Below are 25,503 nucleotides of genomic sequence, written 5' to 3'. Positions count from 1 at the left end.
TAGAGATCGGGATATTTTCCCTTCAGATAGGAGATAGTAATACGAGTTCAAACAGCTAGAGGTATCTATCCTCTTCAAAAACCAAGTGTATAAAAAACGGACGGATTGAATCCCTTGTATCGAAATGATCGCCAAAAGAAAAAGGAAAAACTTATTCGCTGTTGGCCGGGTCATCCCGGCAAAATAAGGAGCGAAATATGATTTTAAACTTTTGATTGTAATGCCTTTTTGATATAATTGATTCATAGCAAACAACCCCCTTTTTTTGTTGGTTTTTATCCAAATCAATCATACAAAAAATTTGGGGTTGTTTGTATTTTTATGCCCTTAGGGGCGTGAAAAGTTGTAAAGTGGTGTTATATATACTATAGGACAATACCGACAGTTCATTTAAGGAGAAGATAACCTGAGGGAGAAAATTCAAGAATTAGCACTCAACGTAGCGGAAAAAGCATTGTCACAGGTTGAATAAATAATATGGTTCACGGGCGTCATTTAAACATTCACATTAGTAGTGCTTTAAACTGAAACATTCTCACTTTGAAATATATATTATATCCATGAACTATCGGACAAATAAGAAGGCCAAGATTCCCTAAGCGGATCTTGGCCTTTTCTTTTTGCCGAAAAATAATGAATGAAAGAGGGATGAAAGATGTTCGAATCCAAAAACAACCGCTATGTCACTAGAAGTGTTGCGGAAGACGTGCCTATTACAACACAGCTTTTTCTATGGTCCCTGATCGATGATCAAGTACAGAACGGGAATGCATTAGACTATTTCCAGAAGTTCGAGTTGAAGGCCACCGCAAAGGGCCAAGAAATCGTACACAGTCAAGAGGAACCAAAATGGAGTCAAGCAACGATAATGGCGATTCCGAGTGAATGTTGCATCACCAAAACCATCTGGATCATTGACAGCGAGGCTTACCAAACCATGCTCTTTCCGGAAGATTACTAGAAAAGGGGAATTCAAAATGAAAAACGAATACACTAACCAAACGAAACAACACACGTTCGAAGAACTAGCCCTTACAGCAGCCAAACGGGTGGATATCGTGAAGATCCAGATGGTGAAAGACAAATCCTTGCTGTACAAGTACCGTGCCATCAGTTGCCCGAACGATGGCTACCAGTTGATGCGCCAGTTTTTGGGGGATGTCGATCGGGAATACCTGATCGTGCTGTGTTTGAATACTAAAAATGAGCCTACAAACATTAATTGCTGTCACATCGGTAGCATCAACTCATCCATTGCGCATCCACGCGAAATATTTAAGACTGCTATACTCTCCAATTCAGCCCGCATCATGGTTGGTCACACGCACCCAAGCGGGAACCCTGAACCATCTGAAGCGGATCTTGTGATGACAGCGAGATTGACTGAAGCAGGTGAACTCTTGGGTATCGATGTGCTGGACCACCTCATATTGGGCGATGATGATTTCATTTCACTTAAAACGGGCGGATACATGTAAAAAGTGGTCGGGGATAAAAATTCCGATAGATACAATCTGGTTTTTTTAAAGACACTGTGTGCCGTTTTGGGGTCCAGCGTGTCTGATGGCAAGGAAAAAGGAGGATAACGAATGGGCAAACTACAGTATGTAATGGATCTGATGCACAGGGATTTCGGTTGTTCCACAAACAGTGCTGACTACGCTACTGAAAGCATTTTGCTGTTCAGAAATGAGCTGGATAGGAATCTTTTGCCGGATTTTTTCGATGAAATCAATATCGAAAAGGAAGTTCTCGTAGATTACTACGCCGTCGACGAATATATTGTATACATCATTACTGATGCAACTAACAGAGAATGGAAGCTGCTGGGTGTGCTCAAAGACAATAAGCTTACTTTTCATAAAGCGTTTGTTTAAAGGAGGAGAAGACGACGGGCTTTCCGCTTTTTTTTACCTTCCAATTAACCTACGGAACTAGGACGCTAATCCTGTAAGGCAGGTCTAGCGTCCTAATTTTTTTAAGCTTATCGCGTTCGTAACTTAAGGAATTTGGTATTCCTTACGGATCCATCATATTCTTTAAGGAATAATTCCAAAATGAAGATTCTATGAAATGTTTCCTGTGGCGGATATCAATGGTTGCAGCCAGCCTGGAAATAATCTGCAGTGGGAACAAGCCATTTACGCAAAATTGTTAATGCTGTCAACGAAGTCTATCCAGTGTTTGCGTATAGAGTTCAATAACTTCTTTACGACTAATTTGACTTTTCTTATCTTTGTACCAAAAAACAGATTGAATCGTGATGCCCATAATAATCTGGCCTTTATAACTTAGTTGCAGAGGCAGTTCCTTGTCAGTGTCCTCTTTTTTTACGTAATTGTTTAACATACTCTTTCCGTATTCCCGTACACTTTCAAGTTCAAAGATGCTGTTCCCATTCGTTTGAATACTGAAAATGAGGTGTAAGAGATTATCAAATTGATCCAAAAGCTGCTCGAAAACAATAATAAAAAAATCAACACCTTCATCATTTGATTTTTGAATGGCAAAATCAAATATTTTATTCATCTTGTGTTTAATGAAAAAAGTTATGAAATCATATTTATCCAAGAAATGCTTGTAGAAAGTGGGGCGACGAATCATGGCAGCATCACATATTTCGGTTACGGATATACTTTCAAATTCCTTTTCTAGTAATAAGCGTTCAAATGCTTCAACTAGGGCTTTATACGTCTTTTGAACCCTTAAATCTAATTGCTCCATCTGGGTTTCCTCCTTAAGGAAAACTGTCAATTATCAAAAAAATGTAAGTTAAGTATCAAATGCCAATTATATGTATCTTGTTCTGCTTTTCGATATTAGTATAATAGAAATTGTAACAAATGTAAATAAAGAAACGAATGTAATTTATCTTACATAAGCAAATTAAAAGAAAGGCAGTGACACTATGTCAGTTATTGAAGTAAGACACGTAACCAAAGATTATGGGCACGGAAGGGGAATATTCGATGTTTCCTTTGAGATAGCAGAAGGAGAAGTCTTTGGCTTTCTTGGGCCTAACGGTGCCGGGAAGACCACTACTATCCGCCACTTGATGGGATTTTCCAAGCCTCAAGAAGGGGAACTATATATCAATGGAAAAGACTGTTGGAAATCAGCAGCTATCATTAAACATGATGTTGGTTACTTGCCTGGAGAGTTGGCCTTTCCGAAGGGGATGACCGGAGAGGGCTTTATCAAATTCATGGCTGAAGAAAGACAAATCAGCGATATGTCCCGAACAGATTATCTGAAGGAAATGTTTGAATTGGATTCAGCAATGGAAATTGAAGCAATGAGTCTTGGCTCTAAACGAAAGCTGGCATTAGTGACAGCCTTCATGCATAATCCCAAGGTATTAATTCTGGATGAGCCAACCTCAGGATTGGACCCGGTCATGCAAGAACGTTTCATCCAATTTATTTTGGAAGAAAAAAAAGAAGGAAAGACCATTCTGCTCTCTAGCCACATCTTCAGTGAAGTGGATGCAACGTGTGACCGGATTGCCATCATCAAGGATGGAGTGGTTGTCTCAACTATTGAAGCAGCCAAACTTAAACATAATACAAACAAAACTTTTAAAATAGAGTTTGCGACAAAAAAAGATTACCAACAGTTCCTGGCCCGAACGAAATTTAAAATTCCGGTCGAACGGCCCGATCAGAATCAAGTTAAGTTAAATCTGACAGATGAGACGATGCAACGGTTGTTTACTGAACTAAGTGAAGTAAGTATTCGTTTTATCTCAGAAATTAAATTTACACTGGAAGATTACTTTATGGACTTCTATGATCGTAAGAAATCTATAGCAGCCGGAGAGGAGAACCTAGAACATGGCGTACATTGAAATTAAGCATCTGACAAAGGACTATGGAAAGAAACGCGGTATTTTCGATATGTCATTAGAAGTTGAAAAAGGTGAGATATATGGCTTTGTTGGTGTAAACGGTGCAGGCAAGACCACGACGATCCGACACATGATGGGCTTTTTAACACCGGATGAAGGAACGGTCACCATTAATGGGCTTGATGCGAACAAAAGTAGTGCAGAGGTAAAGCGCTATGTATCGTATATACCTGGTGAAATTAATTTTCCAGGTAATTCGACCGGAGAGGATTTTATCAAAAATCAGATTTATTTATCAGGTCGAGGTGATTGGGAATATGCAGAGAATGTTATTGACCAGCTCCAATTAGACGCGAAAGCGAATGTCCGAGCCATGAGCAAAGGAATGAAGCAGAAAACCGCTATCGTCTCAGCTTTTGCCTCTGATGCCGATATTTTGATAATGGACGAGCCAACGACAGGACTGGATCCTTTGATGCGGGATATCTTTATCGAGCTATTGAAAGAGGAAAAAGCCAAAGGGAAAACCATTTTTATGTCCAGTCATATTTTCCAAGAAGTGGAAGAGGTCTGTGACCGCGTCGCAATCATTCGTGATGGGATGATCATTGATGTGATTGATATGAAGGACATCCGCTATAACAAGATGAAAACTTATAAAATGGAGTTTAAATCGATTGAAGATTTCGAGCACTTCCGCAGTCTCGGTTATGACCTACATCGGGTTAAGGTGGACGACCTGCAATTAAACATCATGATTCATGATCAAGATATTAATCGTTTGATCCAAGATTTAAAGAATTTTAACTTAGTGTATTTCAAGGAAATTAAAGTCACATTCGAAGATTATGTCACGCAAGTGTTCAAGGGGGAAAAATAACATGTTCTCAAAACCAATTTTTAAGCAAAGTATTCAAGCCAATTGGAAGCTCTGGGTTATTATTACTTTCGTTGCAGCGATGATCCTATCGGCCTTTACGGTAACTTTTGATGCAGAAGGCTTTGCGGCAATCGCATCTGCTGCTGAAGGGACAAGATTTTCTAATATCTTATCAACGATGACAAGCTTATTGGGAAGTCTGGAAAACTTCTATAAACTGATTGCCGTTATCCTGGGAATTGTCTACGTCGTGTTCACCGCAAACAACCTGGTGGTTAATGAAGTGGATTCTGGCTCAATGGCCTATACCTTATCCACTCCGATTAAACGGTCCAGTGTTATTTTTACTAAATCGATCTTTTTGGTCCTTTCCATTGTTTTGATGTATGGAATCATTGGATCCACCGGTCTGGTTGCAGCCCAACTTAAGTATCAAAACGTCACCGGCTATACCATTACCGATGATGTGCGGGCAGCCGCTGAGGCATTGAATCAAGATGAGGGCTATATATCCGAGCGTATGTATCTAATTTTGGAAAACGATCATGCCATGCGGGAAGCAGCTGCAGTCAGAAATATGGATACCGAAGCCTATACGATCTATCTTGAGAGTGTCATCAATGACCGCTCCTATGAGGAAGCCGCAGCAGTCATCACCGATGAACGCTGGGATATCTACAAAGATGATGAAGACATGGAAGACGAAGATATTGAAATCACTGCGGAGGAATTGGCCGCCGACCCCACCATGCTTCTGTTAAGTAACGATGCCCTTGTTACTGGCGCAAAAGTAACAGGCTTGTCAGTGAATGAATACCAACAATTTATCAATAATGAAATAGTTTCACTTGAACAGGAAACTGAAGTCGCCGTTAAAGAGGAAAAAACACCAAATGAAGAGGGTACAGAAGCGACTGCACAACCGGCTACACAACCGACTGTCATGGTATCCGAAGATAATGCCGATATCTTAATGCAATTAGTGATTGAGTCTTCAGCGAAAGCTTTGAATATGGAGACTGATCAAGTTGCGGATAAGATTGCCTTGATTAAAGATCCAGTGGCACTAGAAGCGGCGATGCTAGCAACGGATTTAACCGAGCAACAAATCATTACAATGGCTAATAATGGCATGGTCAGCTCTGCCAAAGCGGTCGATGAAGCGTTGGAATTTGATGCTGAAGCGTATATTTGGTTAAGTGTCGGACTTTTGTTGTTGATATTGGCTCTTAGTTCGATTTCCTTTTTTGCATCAACGCTATTCAACCGTACAGGTTTAGCTTTAGCTATTGGTGGCGGAATTCCATTTACATTCTTTATTATTACCATGGTACAACAATTGATGGATACATCAGAAAATCTCGAGTATCTGACTATAACGACTCTATTTGATACTGAAGCAATTCTAACAGGTGGAGATTTTGGTTGGGGATTGGTAGCTTTAGGAGGCATTACCTTCGTCTTGTATGCAGCCTCTAATGTCATTTTTACCAAGAAGGATTTGCCACTATAGAAAGACTGGTCATGTACATAATTATGAAAATAAAATCAAGTTATTAAGTATGAGATTAAATGAATGCAGAGATATTTTGAGTATTCAGAGCATTATTCGTGAAGTGGTTCGGGGCTGCCTTTTGGAGCACGCCTGCGAAGCAAACATTCGTATATATCAGAGAGGCTGGGACGTTTGTCCCAGCCTCTTGGCTATTTAATGATTGTTATCCCAGTCATCGATTTATAGCAGTAGTCATAAAAAATACAAATTTCGGTAAAGTTTTGAGTAACAGATCATTTTTGTATTGGTATGAACTATTCAGGGATAAATAGATAGTTTTAAATATATTTTGCTAATATAGAAACAATAAAAAAGAGTGCTTTTATGATAATTGGTCAACTACTCACGTCGGAAGGAACAAGAGCGGGGTGGCGCTACTCCGAGAACATAAAAAAAGGCCCTAGAAAATGTAATGTGTCCGTACATTCTCTAGGAATTTTCACTTTATTTTTTCTAACAGAACAACCGTGAACACGAAATAATTGTTCACCTAGATATTTGGGTCTTCTACGTTGGCCATTTACTTCTTTCCGACATAAATTCCATAACCAAAATATTTAAATGCAGCGAAAATATTGCGGGGCATACTAAGTGTCTTCCTGGCCCATCGCCTGCACCCCGGGCTTGTGAACAGCAATCTCACAAATCTGTACCAGGCACCAAAATACTCCCTGAGTTCCAGCCCCCTGAATTCGTAGCCCCACTGTTCCAAAGCCCGCACCTTATAGCTCTTCATTGTAACTTCTTTCAACCCCGTTCTTTTCCATATGCCATGCCATTCATCCGGAGTCAAGAAAACAGCTCCCAACACGTCGAAGATATACTTGGCCAAACTAGACGGGGGCGTCTTGATCCAAGAGCATTCATTGAATCCGACATAGCCCTGCGATTTCGTCACCCGCACTAGCTCACTTAAGGCACGTGACTTATCCTCAATGAAGGCCAGTACGGATTCCCCAATTACAGCATCGAAAGTGGATTCTTCAAAGGGCAGTTCCAGCGTATCCGCTATTTGAAACGCGACTTTCTCCTCTAGGCCTTCTTCAATCGCCCTTTCCCTCGCCTGTTCCACCATCTATCTGATTTCTGCTTTTTTTATATTTCGGGCTACCTTGAAAAAAATAGTCAACGATCTATATTTATATTAATAGACTAACCGATTTGGTCAATGGGAGGAAGTATGAATAATAAATTTTATCAGTTAGAATCACAAAAGCAGATGGATATAATTAATGCAGGCATTGAATATTTTGCAAGATTTGAATACAAAAAAGCATCTACAGAAGATATAGCGAAAAGCGCGGGGATATCCAATAGATTGAAATTAAATGGAAAAGTTGAGTTGTATGATATTATGATGAAATTTTAAACTTTATCAAATCTTACTTTGAGAAAAATGGTAATAACATTGTTGTTGTTGCTACCGTTGAGGTGTTGTTAAAGCAATAGCAGTTGGCTCTTAATATGTACGAAGATGATGGCTTATTCTTTAACAATAAGAGAGCGGTTTGGTTTGCAGCAACTTGTTCACAGGAGGAGAATCATGGTTAAACATTCCGGAGGAAAAGTTGGAAAAGCGGCAAGGCAATTAGTCAATAAAAGTACTAGCAAATCCACAAAATCAAATGCAGCAAAAATTCTAAAAAAACACCAAGACAAAAAACACTAGAAGGTTTTACGGTGAGGAAGGCAATTGAATTTCGTGTGATTATAAGATCAGTAAATCAACTTTCGCACTTGAAAAACCTATCTAACCTATTGATATATCAGTGGATTTTGAACTTTCAATATCAGAAATGCAGAATGTATTCCAAACAAAAAATATCATTCGCTTATGATACGCATATGCATATCATAAATGAGGTCATTTTTTTGAGTAGAATGGCGGTATGACGGCATTTTTGAGTGAGCTACAGAAATACCTGGAAAAAGAGAATAGAATCGACAAAGCGGAAAGCCTAAAAACGACGGGCTTTCCGCTTTATTTTTACTTTCCGGATGATCTAAGGCTGTAACAATGGGATTGGAAAACAAAGAATGATAAGTACTGCAGTCTCAATATAATAGGGAAAAGTGGATGTGGCACACATGAACCGAAAACTTTCGAAAGCCATCAGCGAAGTCAGCTGGTCGCAATTCCGCACAATGCTGGAGTATAAAGCGAATTGGTATGGGAAAGAAGTCGTTGTTGTAGCAAAAAACTTCCCTTCCAGCCAGCTATGTTCCTGTTGTGGCTATCAAAACAAAGACGTGAAGAGTCTCCGTGTGCGTAAGTGGACTTGCCCCGAATGCGGGAGCCATCACGACCGGGATTTCAACGCAAGCATAAACTTGAAGCAGGAAGCCATGCGTATTTTAGCTTCCGGAACCGTGGGGGCCACGGGGTTAGCCTAACGAGAATCTGACCGATAGGTCGGAGTTTTTAGGAATCTCCCACCTCTAAGCGTAAGCATAGGTGGGAGTAGTTCAATTAGTGGCCTAACCCACGACCAGTTAAAAGCAAGTCGCTTTTTCAGCAGCCTCACGGAATCGCCTAGGTTATTTTGATATTATAGTAACTTCTATTTAATACGCTCTTTCTTTAGTCTTCATCCTCCTCCATCGCGTCATCGTTTTCGTAAGCTTCTTTACCAAGAAACGCCTGCATCATCCAAAGCGTTTTATCCACGTAAGCTTTGTAACTGATTAAGGTGTCTTCCAAAACCACATCGCCTTCGTCTTGCGCCATGGTGATGGCACGCATGGTCACATCGCGGGTAGTACGGTAGTCGTCAATCAAATTCTCGACCATCTTCTCGGCTGATAAATATTTGTCGGCGGGGTCTTCTTTCAAGAAACTGTATTGTTGGAACTGAGCAGTAGTCGAGAATGGTTTGTTGCCGGAAGCAAGCAAGCGTTCGGCAATTTGATCGAACCATTCTTCGTTTTCATTATACAATTCTTCAAATTTTTCATGCAGTGAGAAGAAGTGCGGTCCTTTGACATACCAGTGGTACTGATGCAGTTTGACGTGCAAAGTGGCGATGTTAGCTACAATATGGTTGGTCATGGCAGCGGCGGTTGGGTTGTGATGGTGTTCGTGTTCCTCTTGTTCTGTTTCTTCTTGCAGTTTTTCTTGAACTGTTCTGTCTTCTGACATGTTCATTCCTCCTCGTATAGTAACCGGAACGTTCATGTTCCGGGTTAAATTAAGTATAGATTAAATCCTTTTAACAAAAATTGATAACCATCAAGTTTTCTTTAGGTGCTGGGCGTTATTATATAGTTAGAGAAAAACAGAAGGAGGAGATAGCATGCAAAAAGCCATCCTGAATTTAGAACCTTTATCTTGTCCAAGCTGCTCGCAAAAAATCGCGAACGCGGTGAAAGGGCTGGACGGCGTGGATCAAAATAGCGTCAAGGTTTTGTTTAACGCTAGTAAAATAAGAACCAATTTTAATGCGGAGCAGATTACTATAGAAGCAATTGAAAAAGAAGTCCAGGATTTGGGCTATCCGGTCCTAAGCACAAAGGTGAAAAAAAATGAAGAAACTTGATGCCGGTCAATTCTTATTCCTGGCAATCAGGATATACTTTGGTTAACAAGTAAGCGAGGCGGAAACGAAAGCCTTACTTACAAAAAAAGGAGAAATGAACCATGCAAAAAGCAACTATTCAATTAGAAACGTTATCGTGCCCAAGCTGTCTTCAAAAAATCGAAAACGCGATGAAGGGCTTGAACGGAATCGACAAAGACAGCGTCAAAGTGCTGTTCAACTCCAGCAAAGTGAAAGTGGACTTCGACTCTGCGTCATTGAGCATTGAAACAATCGAAAAAGCGATTCAAGATCTGGGCTACCCGGTCATCAAATCTAAAGTCAAAGTAGCATAATTAAAATGATTCCTTAACACGGCGGTGTTAAGGAATCATTTTTTTTCAACGGGATTGTAAAGGATATGACAATCTGATAAATTGAATATTGGTCTGCAATATTTAACTAATTGAAGATAATCGAAGTTGGAGGAGTATAAGATGGAAAAGAAAAGGCTCGCTTTGATGGGCGCCGGGCGTTTAAATGAAATCGTTGCGAATGCACTCAAGGATGGGTTATTAACCGAGTACGAGTTGGTTGGTGTCTTAGGAAACAATCCAGAAAAAACCCAAGCTTTTGCTGATCGGCATAATTGTGTTGCCTGTACTGATATTCAAGCGTTAATGGACTTAAAACTTGATTTCACGGCAGAAGCAGCTTCCCCGCAAGCAGTGATTGATTACAGTGAAACAGTATTGGAAAGTGGCTCTCATTTGGTAGTCATTACGGTAGGTGCTTTTGCGGATGCGGAGCTATACAACCGCGTGAAGGAAACGGCGAGAAAAAAAGGCACAAAGGTATATATTGCCAGTGGCGCAGTTGGGGGCTTCGATGTCCTGCGCACAGCGGCGTTTATGGGCCCAATCAAGGCGACCATGACTTCTAAAAAATCACTACAGTCACTATTTTATTCACCGCTTTTCAAAGAACATTACTTGACCATTACAGAGCCTGAACAAGCCTTTACCGGAAGCACAAAAGAGGCAATTGAACAGTTGCCCTTCCATTATAACGTGGCAGTCGCCACAGCTTTGGCGAGTGCAGGCCCAGAAGAAACGACCTTAAACATCGATGTCGTACCAAACTTCAGGGGTGACGACTACAAAATCGTCATTGAAGGGGAAGAAGTGTTGACAGATATCAATATCTACTCACGGACGCCTAGAATTGCCGGTTGGAGCATTGTAGCCGTGCTGCAAAACGCCGTATCGCCGATTGTGTTTTAACAATAAAATAAATACAAGGGGAAGTAATTTGCTTTTACGCAAATTGCTTCCTCTTTTTTGCGTTAATTAATAATACGAAACTTGATGGTGGTCAATTTTTAATCAGGGCGCACCACTTATACTGTAACTATCACATTAATAGGAGATGGAGCATGTCAGCAATCGAAGAATATACCAGAATACTTAACAGCCAGCCTTACATGGCGTTGGCTACATCGGTGGAAGGCGTCCCAAATGTACGCGTGGTGGACTATTTTCCTGATCTGTACCAACCAAATGTGCTATACATACGCACCAATCAAGATAAACCGAAAGTAGCGGAATTCCAGAAGAATCCCCGTGTATCTTTCGCAACCATCATCCAAGGACGTTACGAATACATCCGTGTTCAAGATGCGCAAATAAGGAGAGTTGAAAATCATCAAACGGCGGGAGTCAAGGCTACGTTCCTGAAAAAAGACCCAAAATTCCTGGAAAAAATGGGGAAAGCAGGCAGCCCTTACCTTTATGCTATCACTTTTTCAGAAGCTTCTGTTACCGTGAATCCCGTCGATGCTGCATTGAAGATCCTTTTTTCCGAATAAAAAAATAGGAGGCAATTAAATGAACCAAGAATCATGGCTACCCACCTTAAAAACTGACACACCAGAAGAAGGTTATAACTTAGCGGTCAAATTAGCACGCAAGGCTGTCGGTATGACTCAGCCGGATGCAGAGGTGCGTGAGGCATTGCGTCCCGTCTATGCAAATAACGCAGACAGTTTGACGTTTGCTTCCCAAGTGGTGGCAATCAATTTCCAAACAGTTGCTGCAGCGAACAATTACTGGAATAACTAGAAACTTGATCAGCATCAATTTTTAATGTTTGAAAACACCTTATACTATAGTCATAGAGCTTCAACAATAAAAACAAAAAAGGAGAAATATATTATGCAAAAAGCAACCCTTACATTAGAAACCTTATCTTGTCCGAGCTGTTTACAAAAAATCGAGAACGCAGTGAAAGGCTTGACTGGGATCGACAAAGACAGCGTCAAAGTACTATTCAATTCCAGCAAAGTGAAAGTGGATTTTGATTCTGCGTCTTCGAGCATCGAAGCAATCGAAAAAGCGATTCAAGACCTGGGTTATCCCGTTCTCAAAACAAAAGTAAAAGCACCCTAACTTAAAGAGAAAGAAGGAATCATCATGACAACCTACCAGGAAACAGCAAACAAATATTTTGAAAAACTAGACATGTTTTCCCTAGCCATTACCCGGGCACACGGCAAAAATCATCCAGAAGCTTTTGAAGTACGCGAACTGTTTGAAACAATTAATGCAAAAACAAAACAAGCGGCGGCCGCGAAACCAAATTTGGATACCGAATTTACGCAGCTACGCCAAATCACCAACAACTATACGATTCCTGGCGACGTATGCGGAACGTTTGCTGCTGTTTACAACATGCTTGCCGAAACAGACGCGGCTTACTCAGCTTAACGCGTTGTTCACTATTTATAGAACCCAGAAAGAAGCTAAACGATCTTTCTGGGTTTTCTTAAATAGAATGAGCTTGCGTGCCGGAACGATAATTTCCAAAATTTGACGGCCGTCAATTTTTAATTAAAGACAAACATTTATACTGAACTTATCAAATAAAAAAGCGGAGGAAAAAAATCATGCAACAATTTATATTAGGTAAGAAAAATCAAATCACCGTTATCAGTGGTATTTTAATCGTATTAGGATTCTTTAGTCACTTTGTTTTACACAATCTAGGTCTCTCGCAAGGGTCTTTGATGATCGCATCTGTCTTCGGGGTCGCACCAATCGCCATCCAAGCATATCAAGCGCTAAAAGTGAAGGTCGTCAGTATTGATGTCCTGGTCACCATCGCGGTCATCGGCGCATTCTTGATTCAAAACTATGAAGAATCAGCTATCGTTACCTTCCTATTCTTGTTCGGCCATTTCTTGGAACAACGCACCTTGAATCAAACCCGTTCCGCCATCAAAGAGTTGACCGACATGGCGCCGGAAAGTGCCCTCAGACAACTGGCAAACGGCGAATTTGTAGAAGTTGACGTAGATGACGTGGACGAAGGAGATATCCTGTTGGTTAAAACCGGTGCGAAAGTTCCTGTAGACGGCACCATCCTCACTGGTGAAGGACACATCAATGAAGCCAGTATTACCGGAGAATCTGTCCCAGCAAGCAAAACAATCGATTCAGCAGTTTTTGCCGGTACCATTTTGGAAAATGGAACCATCCAAATCCGCGCAGACCGGGTCGGGGAAGACACCACTTTCGGCCGCATCATTGAACTCGTAGAAGAAGCACAAGATTCCAAATCGGAAGCAGAACGCTTCATCGATAAGTTTTCCAAATACTACACGCCAGCTGTTTTAGTCTTGGCCTTTGTTGTCTGGATGATCAGTCAAAACGTTGAACTGGCCATCACAGTGTTGGTCCTAGGATGTCCAGGTGCCTTGGTGATCGGCGTTCCGGTTTCAAACGTTGCCGGTATTGGTAACGGAGCGCGCAATGGCGTCCTACTAAAAGGTAGCGAGGTCATCCATGACTTCAGCCGCGTAGACACCATTGTCTTTGATAAAACGGGAACCTTAACCATTGGTAATCCAGAAGTTGCTGAAAAAGAAATTTATGCAGAAAACGTGAACGAGGTGCTTGGCTACTTGGCAAGTGTGGAACGCGAATCGGACCACCCTTTGGCTAAAGCAGTTCTAACGAATATCGGAACGACCACTTTTTCCACCGTTGAAGAAACCGAAGTGGTTAAAGGCGGTGGGATTGTAGCCAAAGTAAACGGCCACCGCATCGCAGTCGGAAACGTAGCCTTGATGGAAAAAGAAAATGTCAAACTAAGCAAAAAAGCACAAGCAGATGTCAAACGCTTTGAACAAAACGGCAACTCACTAGTTCTGACCGCTGTTGACGGTAACCTGCAAGTGTTGATGGGCATCCGCGACCAAATCCGTCCAGGCGTTAAAAATGACCTGGAAGGTTTGAGAAAACTAGGCGTGAAAAACTTGGTCGTCCTTTCCGGTGACAACCAAGGAACGGTTGACTTGGTCGCCCGTGAATTAGGACTAACTGATGCACACGGCCATATGTTGCCGGAAGACAAATCAGCCCATATCGAAAAATTACAAAAAGAAGGTCAAATCGTGGCCTTTGTCGGTGACGGTGTCAACGACAGTCCTTCTCTAGCTTTAGCAGATATCGGGATTGCGATGGGTAGCGGAACGGACGTCGCCATCGAAACATCTGATGTGGTCTTGATGAATTCTGACTTCAGCCGCTTGCCACACGCATTAGGCTTGACGAAAGCAACTGCTGCAAACATGAAACAAAACATCATCATTGCGTTAGGTGTTGTAGTGGTACTGGTAGCCAGTCTCTTCTTCAGTGATTGGATGAACATGTCAATCGGGATGTTGGTACACGAAGGTAGCATCTTGGTCGTTATCTTCAACGCCATGAGATTGTTGAAGTTCCGCTTGAAAGGCAACAGAAATAATGTGAAAACGGGCGTGAAAGAAATTGTAACAGCGAAATAAGAATAAATGACAAAGAAAAATCAGGATGAACAAGTATACTGAAATGCACCAATACGCGAACTAACCAATCACTACACCATCTTTTTTAGAACCGGAAAGAATCCCTATTCTTTCTGGTTCTTTTTTTATTGGATGCTGTATTAATACCAGCCAAAAAAGGTCTGTTCAAAGACGATATATTTGAAATTGCCGACAGCTTATTGTTGGATAAGGATGATTTAGTGCAAAAAGGGTATGGCTGGATGCTGAAGTCTTTATGCACCAAATATGAAGATGAGGTATACCAGTATGTATTAATCAAGCGGGACACAATGCCTAGAACTGCATTAAGGTATGCTATTGAAAAAATGCCAAAGCCAATGAAGCAAGAGGCCATGAAAAGAGAGAAGAAAAAGTGAGTAAGAGTCAGCATTCTCACTTTCAAAGCTTTTGTAATCTACATTTATGTGCTGCAAAAAGCAGGGGCTTTTTGAGGAGCAGAGTATCATTATAGTTCAGTTGGCGGTTCAATAATTAAGAGGTGAAATAAGATGGATAATCAATTCAATCCCAATAATAAAATCATTCAACTTCTCCTTAGGGGGATGGGCATGGAAGACAGCGGCAAACCTGAAGAAGCAAGCTTACTGTTTCTTAAAGCCTGGAGTGAAGCAACAGACGACTTTGAAAGATTTATTGCTGCTTATTATGTAGCCCGACATCAAAAAAATAGTTCAGACAAATTAAAATGGTTCGAAACATCTTTGCAGTTTGCGTTGAAACTGAACGATGTTGCGGTTAAGAGCGCTTTTCCATCGTTGTATTTGAACATCGCGAAATGCTATGAGGCGTTATCCGATCCGGACAAGGCAAAAAAGTATGTTGCATTATCGCATTCGTATAAGGGTACGCCTTCTGATCCAGGTCCTTTTTTTCATGGGACAAGAGCAGATCTGCAGGTCGGCGAGCTGCTGACAGCAAAAGGAGAATCGAATTACAAATCCGGACTTAAAATGAACCACATTTATTTCACGGCTGTGATCAGTGGGGCGGGACTTGCAGCCGCATTGGCGAAAGGTGATGGATCGGAACGGATTTATATTGTGGAGCCGACAGGGGAATTTGAAAATGACCCAAATGTTACTGACAAGAAATTTCCAGGAAATCTGACTCGTTCCTACCGTTCCCAAGAACCTTTAAAAATTGTTGGCGAAGCAATAGAGTGGTTGCGACAGACGCCTGAGGACCTTCGTCAGTGGCGTGAAAAGTTGGCCAATAATAAGGGCGAAATCATTAATTGAGGACGCAACTTTTGCCGCGTAAATATGGAGCGTTTTCCGCCATGTCCTGACTTAGGGAGGGCCCCTGATAGTTTTTTGTGGGCAGAAATGTTAAAATCTGATTAGTAGTAAGTGTTTGTGCATGAAAATACGGGAGGGATTTTGGAATGGAAAACGAAAAGAACAAAAAAGATTTACGCATCAACAGCTTCGTCTATGATGGGGTTGTGAAGTCGCCGAACCGTGCGATGTTGCGTGCGACAGGCATGCATGACGAAGACTTTAAAAAGCCGATGGTAGGGGTAATCAGCACTTGGGCTGAGAACACGCCTTGTAATATACATTTGAACGACTTGGCTGCAATCGCAAAAGACGGCATCAAGAAGCAACGCGGTTGGCCGATCCAGTTTACGACAGTGACCGTTTCAGATGGTATCGCCATGGGTACGCCGGGTATGAACTATTCATTGCCTTCGCGCGATCTGATTGCCGATTCGATCGAAGTTGCGGTGGGCGGCCAGAATCTGGACGCCTTCATCAGTATCGGTGGCTGTGACAAGAATATGCCGGGCTCTGTCATCGCGATGGCAAATGCGAATATTCCATCCATTTTTGTTTATGGGGGTACAATCGCACCGGGGCAAGATGAAGATGGCAACGACATCGATCTCGTATCCGTTTTTGAAGCCATCGGAAAGTGGAACAACGGTGAAATGACGGAAGAAGAAGTTCGGGCAATCGAATGCAACGCCTGTCCTGGACCAGGGGCTTGCGGAGGGATGTATACAGCCAACACGATGGCATCGGCAATCGAAACGATGGGGCTGAGTTTGCCGGGATCATCGTCAAATCCTGCAGCAACCGGTGATAAATTGAAGGATGTTTTCGAAGCAGGCGAAGCCATCATCGGCTTGATCGAAAAAAATATCCGACCGCGCGACATCATCACGCGCAAAGCTCTGGAAAATGCCGTAGTGATCACGATGGCATTGGGCGGATCGACGAACGCCATTTTGCATCTGTTGGCGATCGCCCATGCCGCTGAGGTGGACTTTGCGATCGAAGACTTCAATGAAATCCAAAAACGGGTACCGCATTTGGCTGACCTGAAACCTTCGGGAAAATATGTCTTCCAAGATCTATACAATGTCGGCGGGGTGCCTGCCGTTCAAAAATACCTGCTTGACAACGGTTTGCTACACGGCGATTGTTTGACCGTAACCGGAAAGACACTGGCGGAAAATCTTGAAAATGTGGCACCTTTGGCAGAAGGTCAGGACGTGATCATGTCGCTTGAGAATCCGAAACGCAAAGATGGTCCGCTGATTGTCCTGAAAGGCAATCTTGCCCCGGATGGCGCTGTTGTAAAAGTTTCCGGACTGAAGCAACGACGCCATGAAGGACCTGCGAAGGTGTTCAACACCGAAGAAGCAGCCATCGAAGCGACCCTGAACGGAGAAATCGTGGACGGCGACGTGGTGGTTGTCCGCTTTGTCGGGCCGAAGGGTGGACCGGGAATGCCGGAAATGCTCTCCTTATCAAGCATCATTTCAGGAAAAGGCATCAAAGTATGTCTGATTACCGATGGTCGTTTTTCCGGCGGTTCCCACGGTTTCGTGGTGGGACATATCGCACCGGAGGCACAAGACGGTGGACCGATCGCGTTATTGGAAACGGATGATACGGTCATCATCGATCAGGATACGCGTGAGTTGACGATGAAAGTATCTGATGAAGAATTGGCTAAACGACGCGAAAAACTGGTGTTGCCGCCTTTGAAGTCGCGCGGTGTCCTGGGCAAATACGCACACATCGTATCCTCTGCGTCGAAAGGTGCCGTAACCGACTTCTTCAACCGCAACCCATTTGAGGAAAAATAAAGGAGGGTGCCGAATAGTGGAAAAGGGCATCATGTATACGGGTCTGGCGAGCCAGTATAAGGAAGAACTGGAAGAAAAACTGATGAACGTTATGGATACCGAAATCGGTCTTGATATCGTCAATCTCGGATTGATTTATGGCATCGATTTAGATGATGAAGGGGTTTGCAACATCCGCCTAACATTCACGGGCGCCGGCTGTTCTTGCTCGGAGCATATTTTGAAGGGGGTCCATGAGCAGCTGGATCCGCTGGGGTTCATCACAGAGGTCAAAATCAAAATCGTCTGGAGTCCGGCCTGGGTGCTGGATCGCATCACCCGCTACGGCCGCATTTCGCTTGGAATCAATCCAGGCAGATAAGCAAAAGGATCGAAACAAAGTGTATCAAAAACACTTTGTTCCGATCCTTTTTTGAATGAACGCAAGTATGGAAAAAATGAGGAATGAAAGGAGATATGCTACAATTTAAGTAAGCGTATACAACGATCAGAACCAAATGAAGTTGAACAGATTTCCAGGAACAAAAGTGAACACTTTCAAGCACAGCAAAAAATATGCCAGGCAAAGGAGTAAGGGTCATGCTAAAACTTATGAGAAGAGTTCCCGGAGGAACTTTATTGATCCCGATGTTTTTAAGTGCGCTGTTGAACACGGCTTTTCCGGAAGGGCTTTATGTCGGATCGATTAGCCAAGCTTTTTTCTCCGCTCAGGGAACCAACTATATTGTAGGATTTTTATGTTTTGTCTCAGCTATGGGTTTGGATGTTAAAAGCTTAGCTAAAATAATGAAAAAACAAGGCGTTTTACTGATGATCAAATTTTTGATAGCGTATGTATTAGGATTTCTGATGATTAAGTATTTGGGTGGGGAAACGATTCTTGGATTTTCGTCTTTGGCGATCATTGTCGTTCTCACCAGTACAAACCCAGCATTGTATATGGCTCTGGTTAAAGACTTGTCAGAAAAGGACGATGCTTTAGCGTTTGGGTTAGCGGGTGTATTTTGTGTGCCTGCTGTCCCTCTATTGGTTTATTCCTTATCAAGTGGTACCGATATAGTCTGGACGCCGATTATCTCAGTTGTGATTCCTCTGTTGGCGGGGATGATTATCGGGAATTTAGATCATGAGTTCAGAGATTTTTGCTTACCGGCTATCGGCATCATCATGCCCTTTTTTGGATGGGTTTTAGGAGACAGCATCAATCTGTTTCAGGCGGCAATAGCTGGGCTGGCGGGGATTATCTTAAGCGTCCTATTTTATATCATCCTCTTGCCGACTTTATATTTTACGGAAACGAAGCTGTTGAAAGCGAATGGACTATCCGCGATTGCGTTGACCTCTGTAGCCGGCGTGTCTTTAGCGGCCCCAAGTGTTATTGCACAAGCCTACCCTGAACTTGAACCGATTGTACCCTTGGTCGTATCTCAAATCGCGATGGCAGTGGTAATCACAAGTGTTCTGACACCGATGATCGCAAATAAAATTGCAAAGAAAAAGAATCTCGTCAAGCATTAGAAAGGGGCAGGAAGCATGAATAAATACTATGAAAGAGCCTATGCGCTGGAAGAGCAACTTGTAAAGGACAGAAGGACACTTCACCAAAACCCAGAAATAGGCATGGAGTTGCCCAATACAAGAGCCTACGTCAGGAACAGATTGGAAGAGATCGGGTTGGAAGTCAAAGAAGTGGGGAAGATGGGGCTGAGTGCCGTCATAGAAGGGGAGAAACCTGGCAAAACGATTCTTCTTCGTGCTGACATGGATGCCCTTCCGATGAAGGAAATGAATGAGCTGGAGTACAAAGCGACGAACAATATGGCGCACACGTGCGGACATGATTTGCATACCGCTATGCTGGTGACGGCTGCACAAATATTGCTTGAAAATAAAGCGGACATTCACGGTAGGGTCAAGCTTATGTTCCAACCAGGCGAGGAGATATTTGCTGGAGCGAAAGATATGATTGAAGCCGGCATTTTAGAAAATCCCAAGCCGGATGTGGCGTTTGCTATGCATACGGGATTAAATCAAGGTGTCGGAAGTTTTGAGTATTATAAGGGACATACAAGCACCTCTTGTGACAATTTTAAGATCACAATTACGGGAAAGGGTGCCCACGGAGCGTATCCACATACTTCCATAGACCCTATCAATGCAGGCGTGATCATTTATCAAGAGTTTGGTGAACTGATCTCAAGAGAAGTGAGTCCGTTGTCTGTAGCTACCTTAACATTCGGAATGTTCTCGGGAGGATCGAACAGCAACATCATTCCCGAAGTTGTAGAGATGCAAGGAACATTACGCACCTACGATGATGAAGTGCGGGAGTATGTAAAAGGGAGAATAACGGATATTCTGGCGGGAATAGAGAAAACGACAAGGGCAAAAATAGACTTTGAAATATTTGCGAGTGTGCCATCTTTATACAATGATCCTGACTTGACCGAAGAAATTGCGGAAATTTTGGAAACCGGGAATCCTGCCTTTAAAGGCTATCCGGATTTGAGGATCATGGCTTCTGAAGATATGGCTGTTGTGTCCAGGCATTTGCCGACAACCTATATCATGCTTAATTGTAAAGTTGAAGGAAATAACTTCTCGCACCATAATCCGGGTGTGTTATTTGATGAAGCGGCTCTTCCGATCGGAGCGGGTTCTTTTGCGACCGTGGCCATCGAATGGTTAAAAAAGCACAGTGACTAACTCAATGTCAGTAACTGAAGGCTAGTGACAAATAAGAGGCAGGAGGAATAATGCTCAGCGTGGTGGCCAAAGCTGTCGAATAGGTGAGGTGGATTCGACAGTTTGACACCAGATTGGACCGAAATTGTCGAATGCTGAGAAACTTTCGATAATTTGACATCCTGCTGGATCAAAATTGTCGAATATCTGAGGAACATTCAACAATTTGGCCCCGCAGTCAAAAAAAAGCGAGAATGCATCATGCATCCTCGCTTTTTTTATGGGATAGGAATTTATAAAATTTTTTTAACTCAAAAGTGCATCACCGTAGGTGTTTCACAAGTTCGCAAAATGTTTCATGCATCTAAAATGATGTCCAGCTTTACGGGTTAGCCCTTCGGAAATTAGATAAATCTGCCCTATTGCGCTCTTCGATGCTCAGGCGGACAGATTTCCTAAATTTCTTTCAGGGCTGAACGAACCCGTTCAGCTTTTCTTACAGTTGTCAACTTGCTTAAGTGAATGGCATCGCTTGGTATCAAAAATGAAACAAGCGATCGATAGGTCATGTTTTTTTACCGGAGAACGGGCGCCATCAAAACTTTGCCTGTTCCACGATAGACATTGACCAAACCTTCGCCGGATGCGGCTGAACCCAGAAGCGTCTGGCCTGATCTTGATACTGTAAATTCCAGGCTGCCGGACCAAGCGATCGCCATATTCCCATCAATCTTCAATTCATCATTTTCCAACTCTATTTCTATCAGTTCTTCTCTTGGTACGTACGATTCAAGTGCGACAATCCCGCCGCCAGAAAGGCCTAGGTTAAAAAGACCTTCTCCGCCCATCGCAGCAGAAGAGAGGTTGGACTTCATAACTGCTTTGTGGTTCAATTCCGAATCGCAAGCCAAAAATAATCCGTCTTCGATTACAATTGAGCCATTCCAGTCATCGACATCAATCAGCAAAATATGCTTATAGGTCGGTTCCAATACCAGTTTTCCGGTTCCGGTGTATTCAGGCTTAATTGCGGATTCATTCGTGACTTTCCCTCGAAGCGCTTTTCCCAAAAAATCGCCCACGCCTTTAAGCCCGGTTGTAGCACTGACATTTCCCACCATCCACTGCATGGCTCCTGATTGAACGGTAATGTCGGAACGACTGACATCGCACACCAGCTGTCTTCTTCTGACGTTCATTTCAGAAGCATAGTAGGCAGCTTGAGCTGTCAGGTGATCGACACTCAAATCTTTCAAGTATTCCACGACCTTAAATGCGCCCATCTCTTCGACAATTTTCACATCATTGTTATCTTCGAAATTTTTTATTCTGAACATATCCATTTTCCTTCTTTCTTTTGCAGAGGCAATAGCTGTGTCTGGTCAATAAAGGCTTATTCAAATTTGGTGTATCATTGTCTATCATTATAACACTATTTTGATTGTCGACTAATATTTAGATGGAAACGGCAACCGGATGGAAAAGAAACGCTTGTGTCGTCAGCCGTGGAAGCAGAAAAGCTCTGACTCTCAGAGCCAGGACTTTTCTTTCATCGATGCGGATAAAGGGTGAGTCGTGTCACCGGAACGATTTAATATTCCAAAGCTTTCAATTCTTCGATCGTAACGTCTTGCTCGACATAGCCGTCCACCATAAAGCCGCTCAAGTTCGAGAACTCTTTGTAGAGGAGGTCGTAAGCTGCCATGTCGGTATTGAAATTTTCTTCGTTCAATTGCTGGATCAATTCTTTCGTTTTGGCTTGGGTGTCGCTGTCAAGTTCCCAGCTATCCGGTCTCAGGCGGCCAACTTCGTCATACTCAGCGTTTTCGCCATAAACCATATCGCGATAAATGCGGTCGATGTGCATGATCGGTGTTTCGTGGGTGCCTTTTTCGGTCATGACTTTGTAGAGACCGATACAATAAACAGGGAAGAACGGAATCACGGAGCTGGCTTTAGTGGTCACGGCAGTAGCTACCACAATCTGGGCTTTTCCGTTGATGTCAGCCAATAACCCATTGATGGTCTTCGCTTTTTCATCACAATCTGCTTTGGCAAGGCCAAGAGTACCGCCACCGTAGTAAGGACGGTTCAGCTCTGTTCCCAAATAAGAGTAATTGGTCGTCAGAACGCCATCTGCCAATACATCGGCTTCTTTCAATGCTTCCATCCATAATTGCCAGTCTTCGCCGCCCATAACTTTAAGCGTACCAGCGATCTCTTGATCAGTTGCAGGTTCCAGCGTTTCCGTGTAGAAAGCGTGATTTTGCATATTGATGTTCGGACCGACCACTGGCTCACCAAGCGATTTGATTGCGGATGTGTACGTCTCTCCGGTATCGGGATCGGTTCTTCGGCCGCTTGCCAGGCTATAGACGACCAGGTCCACTTTGCCGCCAAACTCGTTCTTGATGTATGCGATGACTTCTTGCTTGCTTTCGTGACTGAAGGCGTCCTGCACAAAGTTTTTGGCGATCAGGCCTTCATTTTCGGCGGCTTCACGGAACGCGATATTGTTGTACCAGCCGGCTGTGCCGAGATTTCGTTCGTTCTTCGGTCCTTTTTCGAAAGAAACGCCGATCGTGTCCGCTCCCGCGCCGAATGCCAAACTGATCCGGGTCGCCAACCCGTAACTGGATGAAGCACCAATGATCAAGACTTTTTTCGGAGCCTGATACGTACCTTTATTTTTGACGTACTCGATTTGATTCAATACTTCCTGCTTGCATCCAAGCGGGTTTACACCTAGGGCCACATTACCCCGAATATTCTGTTTGAATTCCAACATAGTTGATTTTCCTCCATTAAAATGTCATAAGGATATAATACCAGAAAATGCTACCCAAGAATAAATTATCTGCTGAAATTTTGGGGATAAGTTAGCGACTTGTGTTTAGCAGTTAATCGCAAAAATATTAGAACCACTAAATTTAGTTAGTTAGTGGTTCTAATATTTTACTTACTGAACAAGTTACCCCTCAAGTTACCCCTCAAGTTACCCCTCAAGTTACCCCTCAAGTTATGCACCAAATTATGTATCAAATTACCCTCAAGTTATACTAAGCAGATATTCCTTCTGTCATAAAAATAGTCATACACTAGCATTTTTGTGTTATCATTAGAGAAAAATATATGATACGAAGAGGGATTAAGTTTGATAAAAGATGAATATTTAGATCAAATAAGATCGGGTAAAGAGTCGATATCTTTAGAGTTTAAAGAAGCGTCTCAAGACATACCTAAAAATGTTTATGACACAGTGTGTTCTTTTTCAAACAGGAATGGTGGAAATATCTATTTAGGTGTAGCTGATGACGGAATGGTAACGGGTGTAAATCCTGAAAAGATATTACAGATGAAAAAAGACTTTGTTACTGCTATTCAGTCGCCGATAAAAATAAACCCGCCTTTATATTTAGACATCAATGAATTTGACCTTGACGAAAAAAAAATTTTACATGTTTTTGTTCCTAGCAGTTCACAAGTGCATAGACATGGCAGTAAAATTTTTGATAGAAACGAAGACGCTGATATTGATATTACGAATAATACAGTTTTAGTTCAACAAACATATATTAGAAAACAATCAGAATATACGGAAAGACAAATATATCCTTTTGTGAATTTAGAGGACTTGCGTGGGGATCTAATTGATAGGGTGAAAAAGGTAGCAATCACTCAAGACGCTAACCATATATGGGCAACTGCGGACCATATCGAGATTTTAAAATCTTTAGGTATGTATAGTAAGGATTATATTAACGGAAGAGAAGGGTTTACTTTAGCGGCAATCATTACTTTTGGAAAAGATGAATTAATTGCCTCCGTTTTACCTTATTTTAGAATAGATGCCTTATTAAGGATTGAAGATGTCGAAAGATATGACGATAGAGAAAATATCCGTACTAATTTAATAGAAAGCTATGAAAGGTTAATGGGATTTGTTAGGAAGCACTTGCCTAGTGCCTTTTATATAGAAGGTGATGTACGTATTAATGTTAGAGATGTCCTCTTTAGAGAACTAATAGTAAATATGTTAGTTCATAGAGAATATTCAAATGCATACGTTTCGAGATTGATAATTGAGAAAGATAGAATTCTAGTTGAAAATGCTAATAAGCCGGTTCATCCAGGGATAATGCAAAAAAACCAGATTGAGCCTTATCCGAAAAATCCAACTATTGCAAAAGTATTTAATATACTTGGCTTAATAGACGAACTAGGCTCAGGTGTAAATAAAATATTCAAATATGCACCTATTATGTTCGGGGAAATACCACTTATTGAAAATAGAGATATATTCAAAGTACGTGTACCAAAAAAACAAGATAATGTAGGGAAAACAAACGATGTGAGCGAGGAATTGCCTGTTAAGGTTTCATTGAGTGAAAATCAAAAAATTGTATTAGAAAGTTTGAATACAGCAATGTCTGCAAGAGAACTGATGGAAATTTTGAATTTATCAGATATTAGTCATTTTAGAAGGAATATATTGAATCCATTGCTTTTAGAAGGGCTTATTGTTCGAACGAAGCCTGATAAACCAAAAAGTTCTAAGCAAAAATACATTAAAGCCAATTTTAGGTAAGATGTTGTTAAACAAAAGAAGGAATACACAAAAAAACTGACCTTGCACAAATCACTATCGGAAAATAAAAAAAGCCGGACACCAGCGAAAAATCGCATGGCATCCGGCTTTTTCCCGACTTTTACAGTTGCTAAACCGAAAAATCCCCATAAATCGCGTTATATATGCGTTTATGGGGATTTTTTTATTTTTTGGTATGTAGATATGCACGCTTGCGTTTGTCTTTTTTCCCGTAGGGGGGAATATCTTCTAACCCAAGCACACCCAGAATGTCGGTGAAACCTTCGGTTGCTTTGTTTTTGATAAAAATATCAGTATTGTCCATATTCACACTGGTGATTGTAGCGCTGCGAAGAGCGGTCTGGATTGCCTCCGTGGAGAAGTCGATTCCTTTTTCATGAAGGTGATATTCCAGTAGGCGCTGCAGAACCAACGCTAAGTAGCAGAG

Annotated in this window: 29 protein-coding genes and 2 pseudogenes; 24 read left to right on the top strand and 7 right to left on the bottom strand. The window is 42.1% G+C overall.

Annotation, left to right across the window (positions count from 1 at the left end):
• A pseudogene (locus tag BMZ71_RS15125) lies at positions 1 to 246 on the bottom strand (IS701 family transposase); the annotation flags it as partial.
• A 409-nt stretch (positions 247 to 655) separates the two neighbouring features.
• Between BMZ71_RS15125 and BMZ71_RS10870 the strand changes: the two are divergent.
• From BMZ71_RS10870 to BMZ71_RS10860, 3 genes are all read left to right on the top strand, one after another.
• Complete coding sequence (locus tag BMZ71_RS10870) at positions 656 to 961, top strand: DUF960 family protein (protein ID WP_086990320.1); 306 nt, start codon at positions 656 to 658, stop codon at positions 959 to 961.
• Between the two features lie 16 nt (positions 962 to 977).
• Positions 978 to 1,478: a JAB domain-containing protein gene (locus BMZ71_RS10865; protein ID WP_086990317.1), complete on the top strand. Its 501-nt coding sequence runs from the start codon at positions 978 to 980 to the stop codon at positions 1,476 to 1,478.
• 111 nt (positions 1,479 to 1,589) lie between these two features.
• On the top strand, positions 1,590 to 1,877 hold the full coding sequence (locus BMZ71_RS10860; protein WP_086990314.1) for a hypothetical protein: 288 nt from the start codon (positions 1,590 to 1,592) through the stop codon (positions 1,875 to 1,877).
• 286 nt (positions 1,878 to 2,163) lie between these two features.
• Here BMZ71_RS10860 and BMZ71_RS10855 read toward each other — a convergent pair whose 3' ends face one another.
• A complete protein-coding gene (locus BMZ71_RS10855) occupies positions 2,164 to 2,724 on the bottom strand; it encodes a TetR/AcrR family transcriptional regulator (RefSeq protein WP_086990311.1) in 561 nt (186 codons plus the stop codon).
• A 184-nt stretch (positions 2,725 to 2,908) separates the two neighbouring features.
• On the opposite strand from BMZ71_RS10855, the gene BMZ71_RS10850 reads away from it, so the two are divergent.
• The 3 genes from BMZ71_RS10850 to BMZ71_RS10840 are packed head-to-tail and all read left to right on the top strand — an operon-like array spanning position 2,909 to position 6,240.
• A complete protein-coding gene (locus BMZ71_RS10850) occupies positions 2,909 to 3,847 on the top strand; it encodes an ABC transporter ATP-binding protein (protein WP_086990308.1) in 939 nt (312 codons plus the stop codon).
• On the top strand, positions 3,834 to 4,727 hold the full coding sequence (locus tag BMZ71_RS10845) for an ABC transporter ATP-binding protein (RefSeq protein WP_068560331.1): 894 nt from the start codon (positions 3,834 to 3,836) through the stop codon (positions 4,725 to 4,727). Before BMZ71_RS10850 ends, BMZ71_RS10845 begins: the two co-directional genes overlap by 14 nt.
• Before the next feature lies 1 nt (position 4,728).
• Positions 4,729 to 6,240, top strand: a complete 1,512-nt coding sequence (locus BMZ71_RS10840; RefSeq protein WP_086990305.1) for an ABC transporter permease — start codon at positions 4,729 to 4,731, stop codon at positions 6,238 to 6,240.
• Positions 6,241 to 6,802: 562 nt separating this feature from the next.
• On the opposite strand, the gene BMZ71_RS10835 is transcribed toward BMZ71_RS10840, so the two are convergent.
• Entirely contained in the window at positions 6,803 to 7,357 is a 555-nt protein-coding gene (locus BMZ71_RS10835; protein WP_086990303.1) for a methyltransferase domain-containing protein, read from the bottom strand.
• Between the two features lie 105 nt (positions 7,358 to 7,462).
• On the opposite strand from BMZ71_RS10835, the gene BMZ71_RS10830 reads away from it, so the two are divergent.
• The 3 genes from BMZ71_RS10830 to BMZ71_RS10820 all read left to right on the top strand — a co-directional run bounded on the left by BMZ71_RS10830 (position 7,463) and on the right by BMZ71_RS10820 (position 8,676).
• Positions 7,463 to 7,651, top strand: coding sequence for a TetR family transcriptional regulator (locus BMZ71_RS10830; RefSeq protein ID WP_068560340.1), 189 nt, complete (start codon positions 7,463 to 7,465; stop codon positions 7,649 to 7,651).
• Positions 7,652 to 7,825: 174 nt separating this feature from the next.
• Complete coding sequence (locus tag BMZ71_RS15455) at positions 7,826 to 7,951, top strand: hypothetical protein (protein ID WP_256957882.1); 126 nt, start codon at positions 7,826 to 7,828, stop codon at positions 7,949 to 7,951.
• Positions 7,952 to 8,370: 419 nt separating this feature from the next.
• Positions 8,371 to 8,676 (top strand): RNA-guided endonuclease TnpB family protein, encoded by a 306-nt coding sequence (locus BMZ71_RS10820; RefSeq protein ID WP_218142807.1) that lies wholly within the window; start codon positions 8,371 to 8,373, stop codon positions 8,674 to 8,676.
• 187 nt (positions 8,677 to 8,863) lie between these two features.
• Here the strand turns inward: BMZ71_RS10820 and BMZ71_RS10815 are convergent, their stop codons facing one another.
• Positions 8,864 to 9,421 carry a Dps family protein gene (locus BMZ71_RS10815; RefSeq protein WP_086990300.1) on the bottom strand — a complete coding sequence of 186 codons (558 nt, stop codon included), beginning with the start codon at positions 9,419 to 9,421 and terminating at the stop codon, positions 8,864 to 8,866.
• 154 nt (positions 9,422 to 9,575) lie between these two features.
• Between BMZ71_RS10815 and BMZ71_RS10810 the strand changes: the two genes are divergently transcribed.
• The 14 genes from BMZ71_RS10810 (at position 9,576) to BMZ71_RS10745 (ending at position 20,488) form a co-directional block, all read left to right on the top strand.
• Positions 9,576 to 9,818 (top strand): heavy-metal-associated domain-containing protein, encoded by a 243-nt coding sequence (locus tag BMZ71_RS10810; RefSeq protein WP_086990297.1) that lies wholly within the window; start codon positions 9,576 to 9,578, stop codon positions 9,816 to 9,818.
• A gap of 101 nt (positions 9,819 to 9,919) precedes the next feature.
• Positions 9,920 to 10,153 carry a heavy-metal-associated domain-containing protein gene (locus BMZ71_RS10805; protein WP_068560354.1) on the top strand — a complete coding sequence of 78 codons (234 nt, stop codon included), beginning with the start codon at positions 9,920 to 9,922 and terminating at the stop codon, positions 10,151 to 10,153.
• 141 nt (positions 10,154 to 10,294) lie between these two features.
• A complete protein-coding gene (locus BMZ71_RS10800) occupies positions 10,295 to 11,080 on the top strand; it encodes an aspartate dehydrogenase domain-containing protein (RefSeq protein WP_086990293.1) in 786 nt (261 codons plus the stop codon).
• A 152-nt stretch (positions 11,081 to 11,232) separates the two neighbouring features.
• Positions 11,233 to 11,664: a pyridoxamine 5'-phosphate oxidase family protein gene (locus BMZ71_RS10795; RefSeq protein WP_068560360.1), complete on the top strand. Its 432-nt coding sequence runs from the start codon at positions 11,233 to 11,235 to the stop codon at positions 11,662 to 11,664.
• Between the two features lie 19 nt (positions 11,665 to 11,683).
• On the top strand, positions 11,684 to 11,917 hold the full coding sequence (locus BMZ71_RS10790; RefSeq protein WP_068560363.1) for a hexameric tyrosine-coordinated heme protein: 234 nt from the start codon (positions 11,684 to 11,686) through the stop codon (positions 11,915 to 11,917).
• Between the two features lie 93 nt (positions 11,918 to 12,010).
• Positions 12,011 to 12,244: a heavy-metal-associated domain-containing protein gene (locus BMZ71_RS10785; protein ID WP_086990291.1), complete on the top strand. Its 234-nt coding sequence runs from the start codon at positions 12,011 to 12,013 to the stop codon at positions 12,242 to 12,244.
• A 24-nt stretch (positions 12,245 to 12,268) separates the two neighbouring features.
• Positions 12,269 to 12,562, top strand: coding sequence for an iron-sulfur cluster repair di-iron protein, ric (locus BMZ71_RS10780; RefSeq protein WP_068560369.1), 294 nt, complete (start codon positions 12,269 to 12,271; stop codon positions 12,560 to 12,562).
• Positions 12,563 to 12,741: 179 nt separating this feature from the next.
• Entirely contained in the window at positions 12,742 to 14,643 is a 1,902-nt protein-coding gene (locus tag BMZ71_RS10775) for a heavy metal translocating P-type ATPase (RefSeq protein ID WP_086990288.1), read from the top strand.
• Between the two features lie 128 nt (positions 14,644 to 14,771).
• Positions 14,772 to 15,041, top strand: coding sequence for a DNA alkylation repair protein (locus tag BMZ71_RS10770; RefSeq protein ID WP_218142806.1), 270 nt, complete (start codon positions 14,772 to 14,774; stop codon positions 15,039 to 15,041).
• Between the two features lie 405 nt (positions 15,042 to 15,446).
• Positions 15,447 to 15,923, top strand: coding sequence for an NAD(+)--rifampin ADP-ribosyltransferase (gene arr, locus BMZ71_RS15540; RefSeq protein ID WP_256957883.1), 477 nt, complete (start codon positions 15,447 to 15,449; stop codon positions 15,921 to 15,923).
• Between the two features lie 146 nt (positions 15,924 to 16,069).
• Complete coding sequence (gene ilvD / locus BMZ71_RS10760; RefSeq protein ID WP_068560376.1) at positions 16,070 to 17,782, top strand: dihydroxy-acid dehydratase; 1,713 nt, start codon at positions 16,070 to 16,072, stop codon at positions 17,780 to 17,782.
• A gap of 16 nt (positions 17,783 to 17,798) precedes the next feature.
• Positions 17,799 to 18,143, top strand: coding sequence for a metal-sulfur cluster assembly factor (locus BMZ71_RS10755; protein WP_232309288.1), 345 nt, complete (start codon positions 17,799 to 17,801; stop codon positions 18,141 to 18,143).
• Between the two features lie 218 nt (positions 18,144 to 18,361).
• Entirely contained in the window at positions 18,362 to 19,300 is a 939-nt protein-coding gene (locus BMZ71_RS10750) for a 2-keto-3-deoxygluconate permease (protein WP_177187593.1), read from the top strand.
• Between the two features lie 15 nt (positions 19,301 to 19,315).
• Positions 19,316 to 20,488: a M20 metallopeptidase family protein gene (locus tag BMZ71_RS10745; RefSeq protein WP_068560383.1), complete on the top strand. Its 1,173-nt coding sequence runs from the start codon at positions 19,316 to 19,318 to the stop codon at positions 20,486 to 20,488.
• 554 nt (positions 20,489 to 21,042) lie between these two features.
• Here BMZ71_RS10745 and BMZ71_RS10740 read toward each other — a convergent pair.
• Together BMZ71_RS10740 and fabV are read right to left on the bottom strand one after the other, a co-directional pair.
• The gene (locus BMZ71_RS10740) at positions 21,043 to 21,804 is read right to left on the bottom strand and encodes an AIM24 family protein (RefSeq protein ID WP_086990276.1); all 762 of its coding nucleotides are present in this window, start codon (positions 21,802 to 21,804) and stop codon (positions 21,043 to 21,045) included.
• Between the two features lie 254 nt (positions 21,805 to 22,058).
• Positions 22,059 to 23,255 (bottom strand): enoyl-ACP reductase FabV, encoded by a 1,197-nt coding sequence (gene fabV / locus BMZ71_RS10735; protein ID WP_177187592.1) that lies wholly within the window; start codon positions 23,253 to 23,255, stop codon positions 22,059 to 22,061.
• A 366-nt stretch (positions 23,256 to 23,621) separates the two neighbouring features.
• On the opposite strand from fabV, the gene BMZ71_RS10730 reads away from it, so the two are divergent.
• Positions 23,622 to 25,055 (top strand): RNA-binding domain-containing protein, encoded by a 1,434-nt coding sequence (locus BMZ71_RS10730; protein WP_086990273.1) that lies wholly within the window; start codon positions 23,622 to 23,624, stop codon positions 25,053 to 25,055.
• Between the two features lie 184 nt (positions 25,056 to 25,239).
• Here the strand turns inward: BMZ71_RS10730 and BMZ71_RS14945 are convergent.
• A pseudogene (locus BMZ71_RS14945) lies at positions 25,240 to 25,503 on the bottom strand (IS1634 family transposase); the annotation flags it as partial.

Source organism: Trichococcus flocculiformis, assembly GCF_900113645.1.
Classification (GTDB): Bacteria; Bacillota; Bacilli; order Lactobacillales; family Aerococcaceae; genus Trichococcus; species Trichococcus flocculiformis.
The sequence above is the reverse complement of the archived record's forward strand: the minus strand, read 5'-3'. Positions and strand labels throughout refer to the sequence as shown.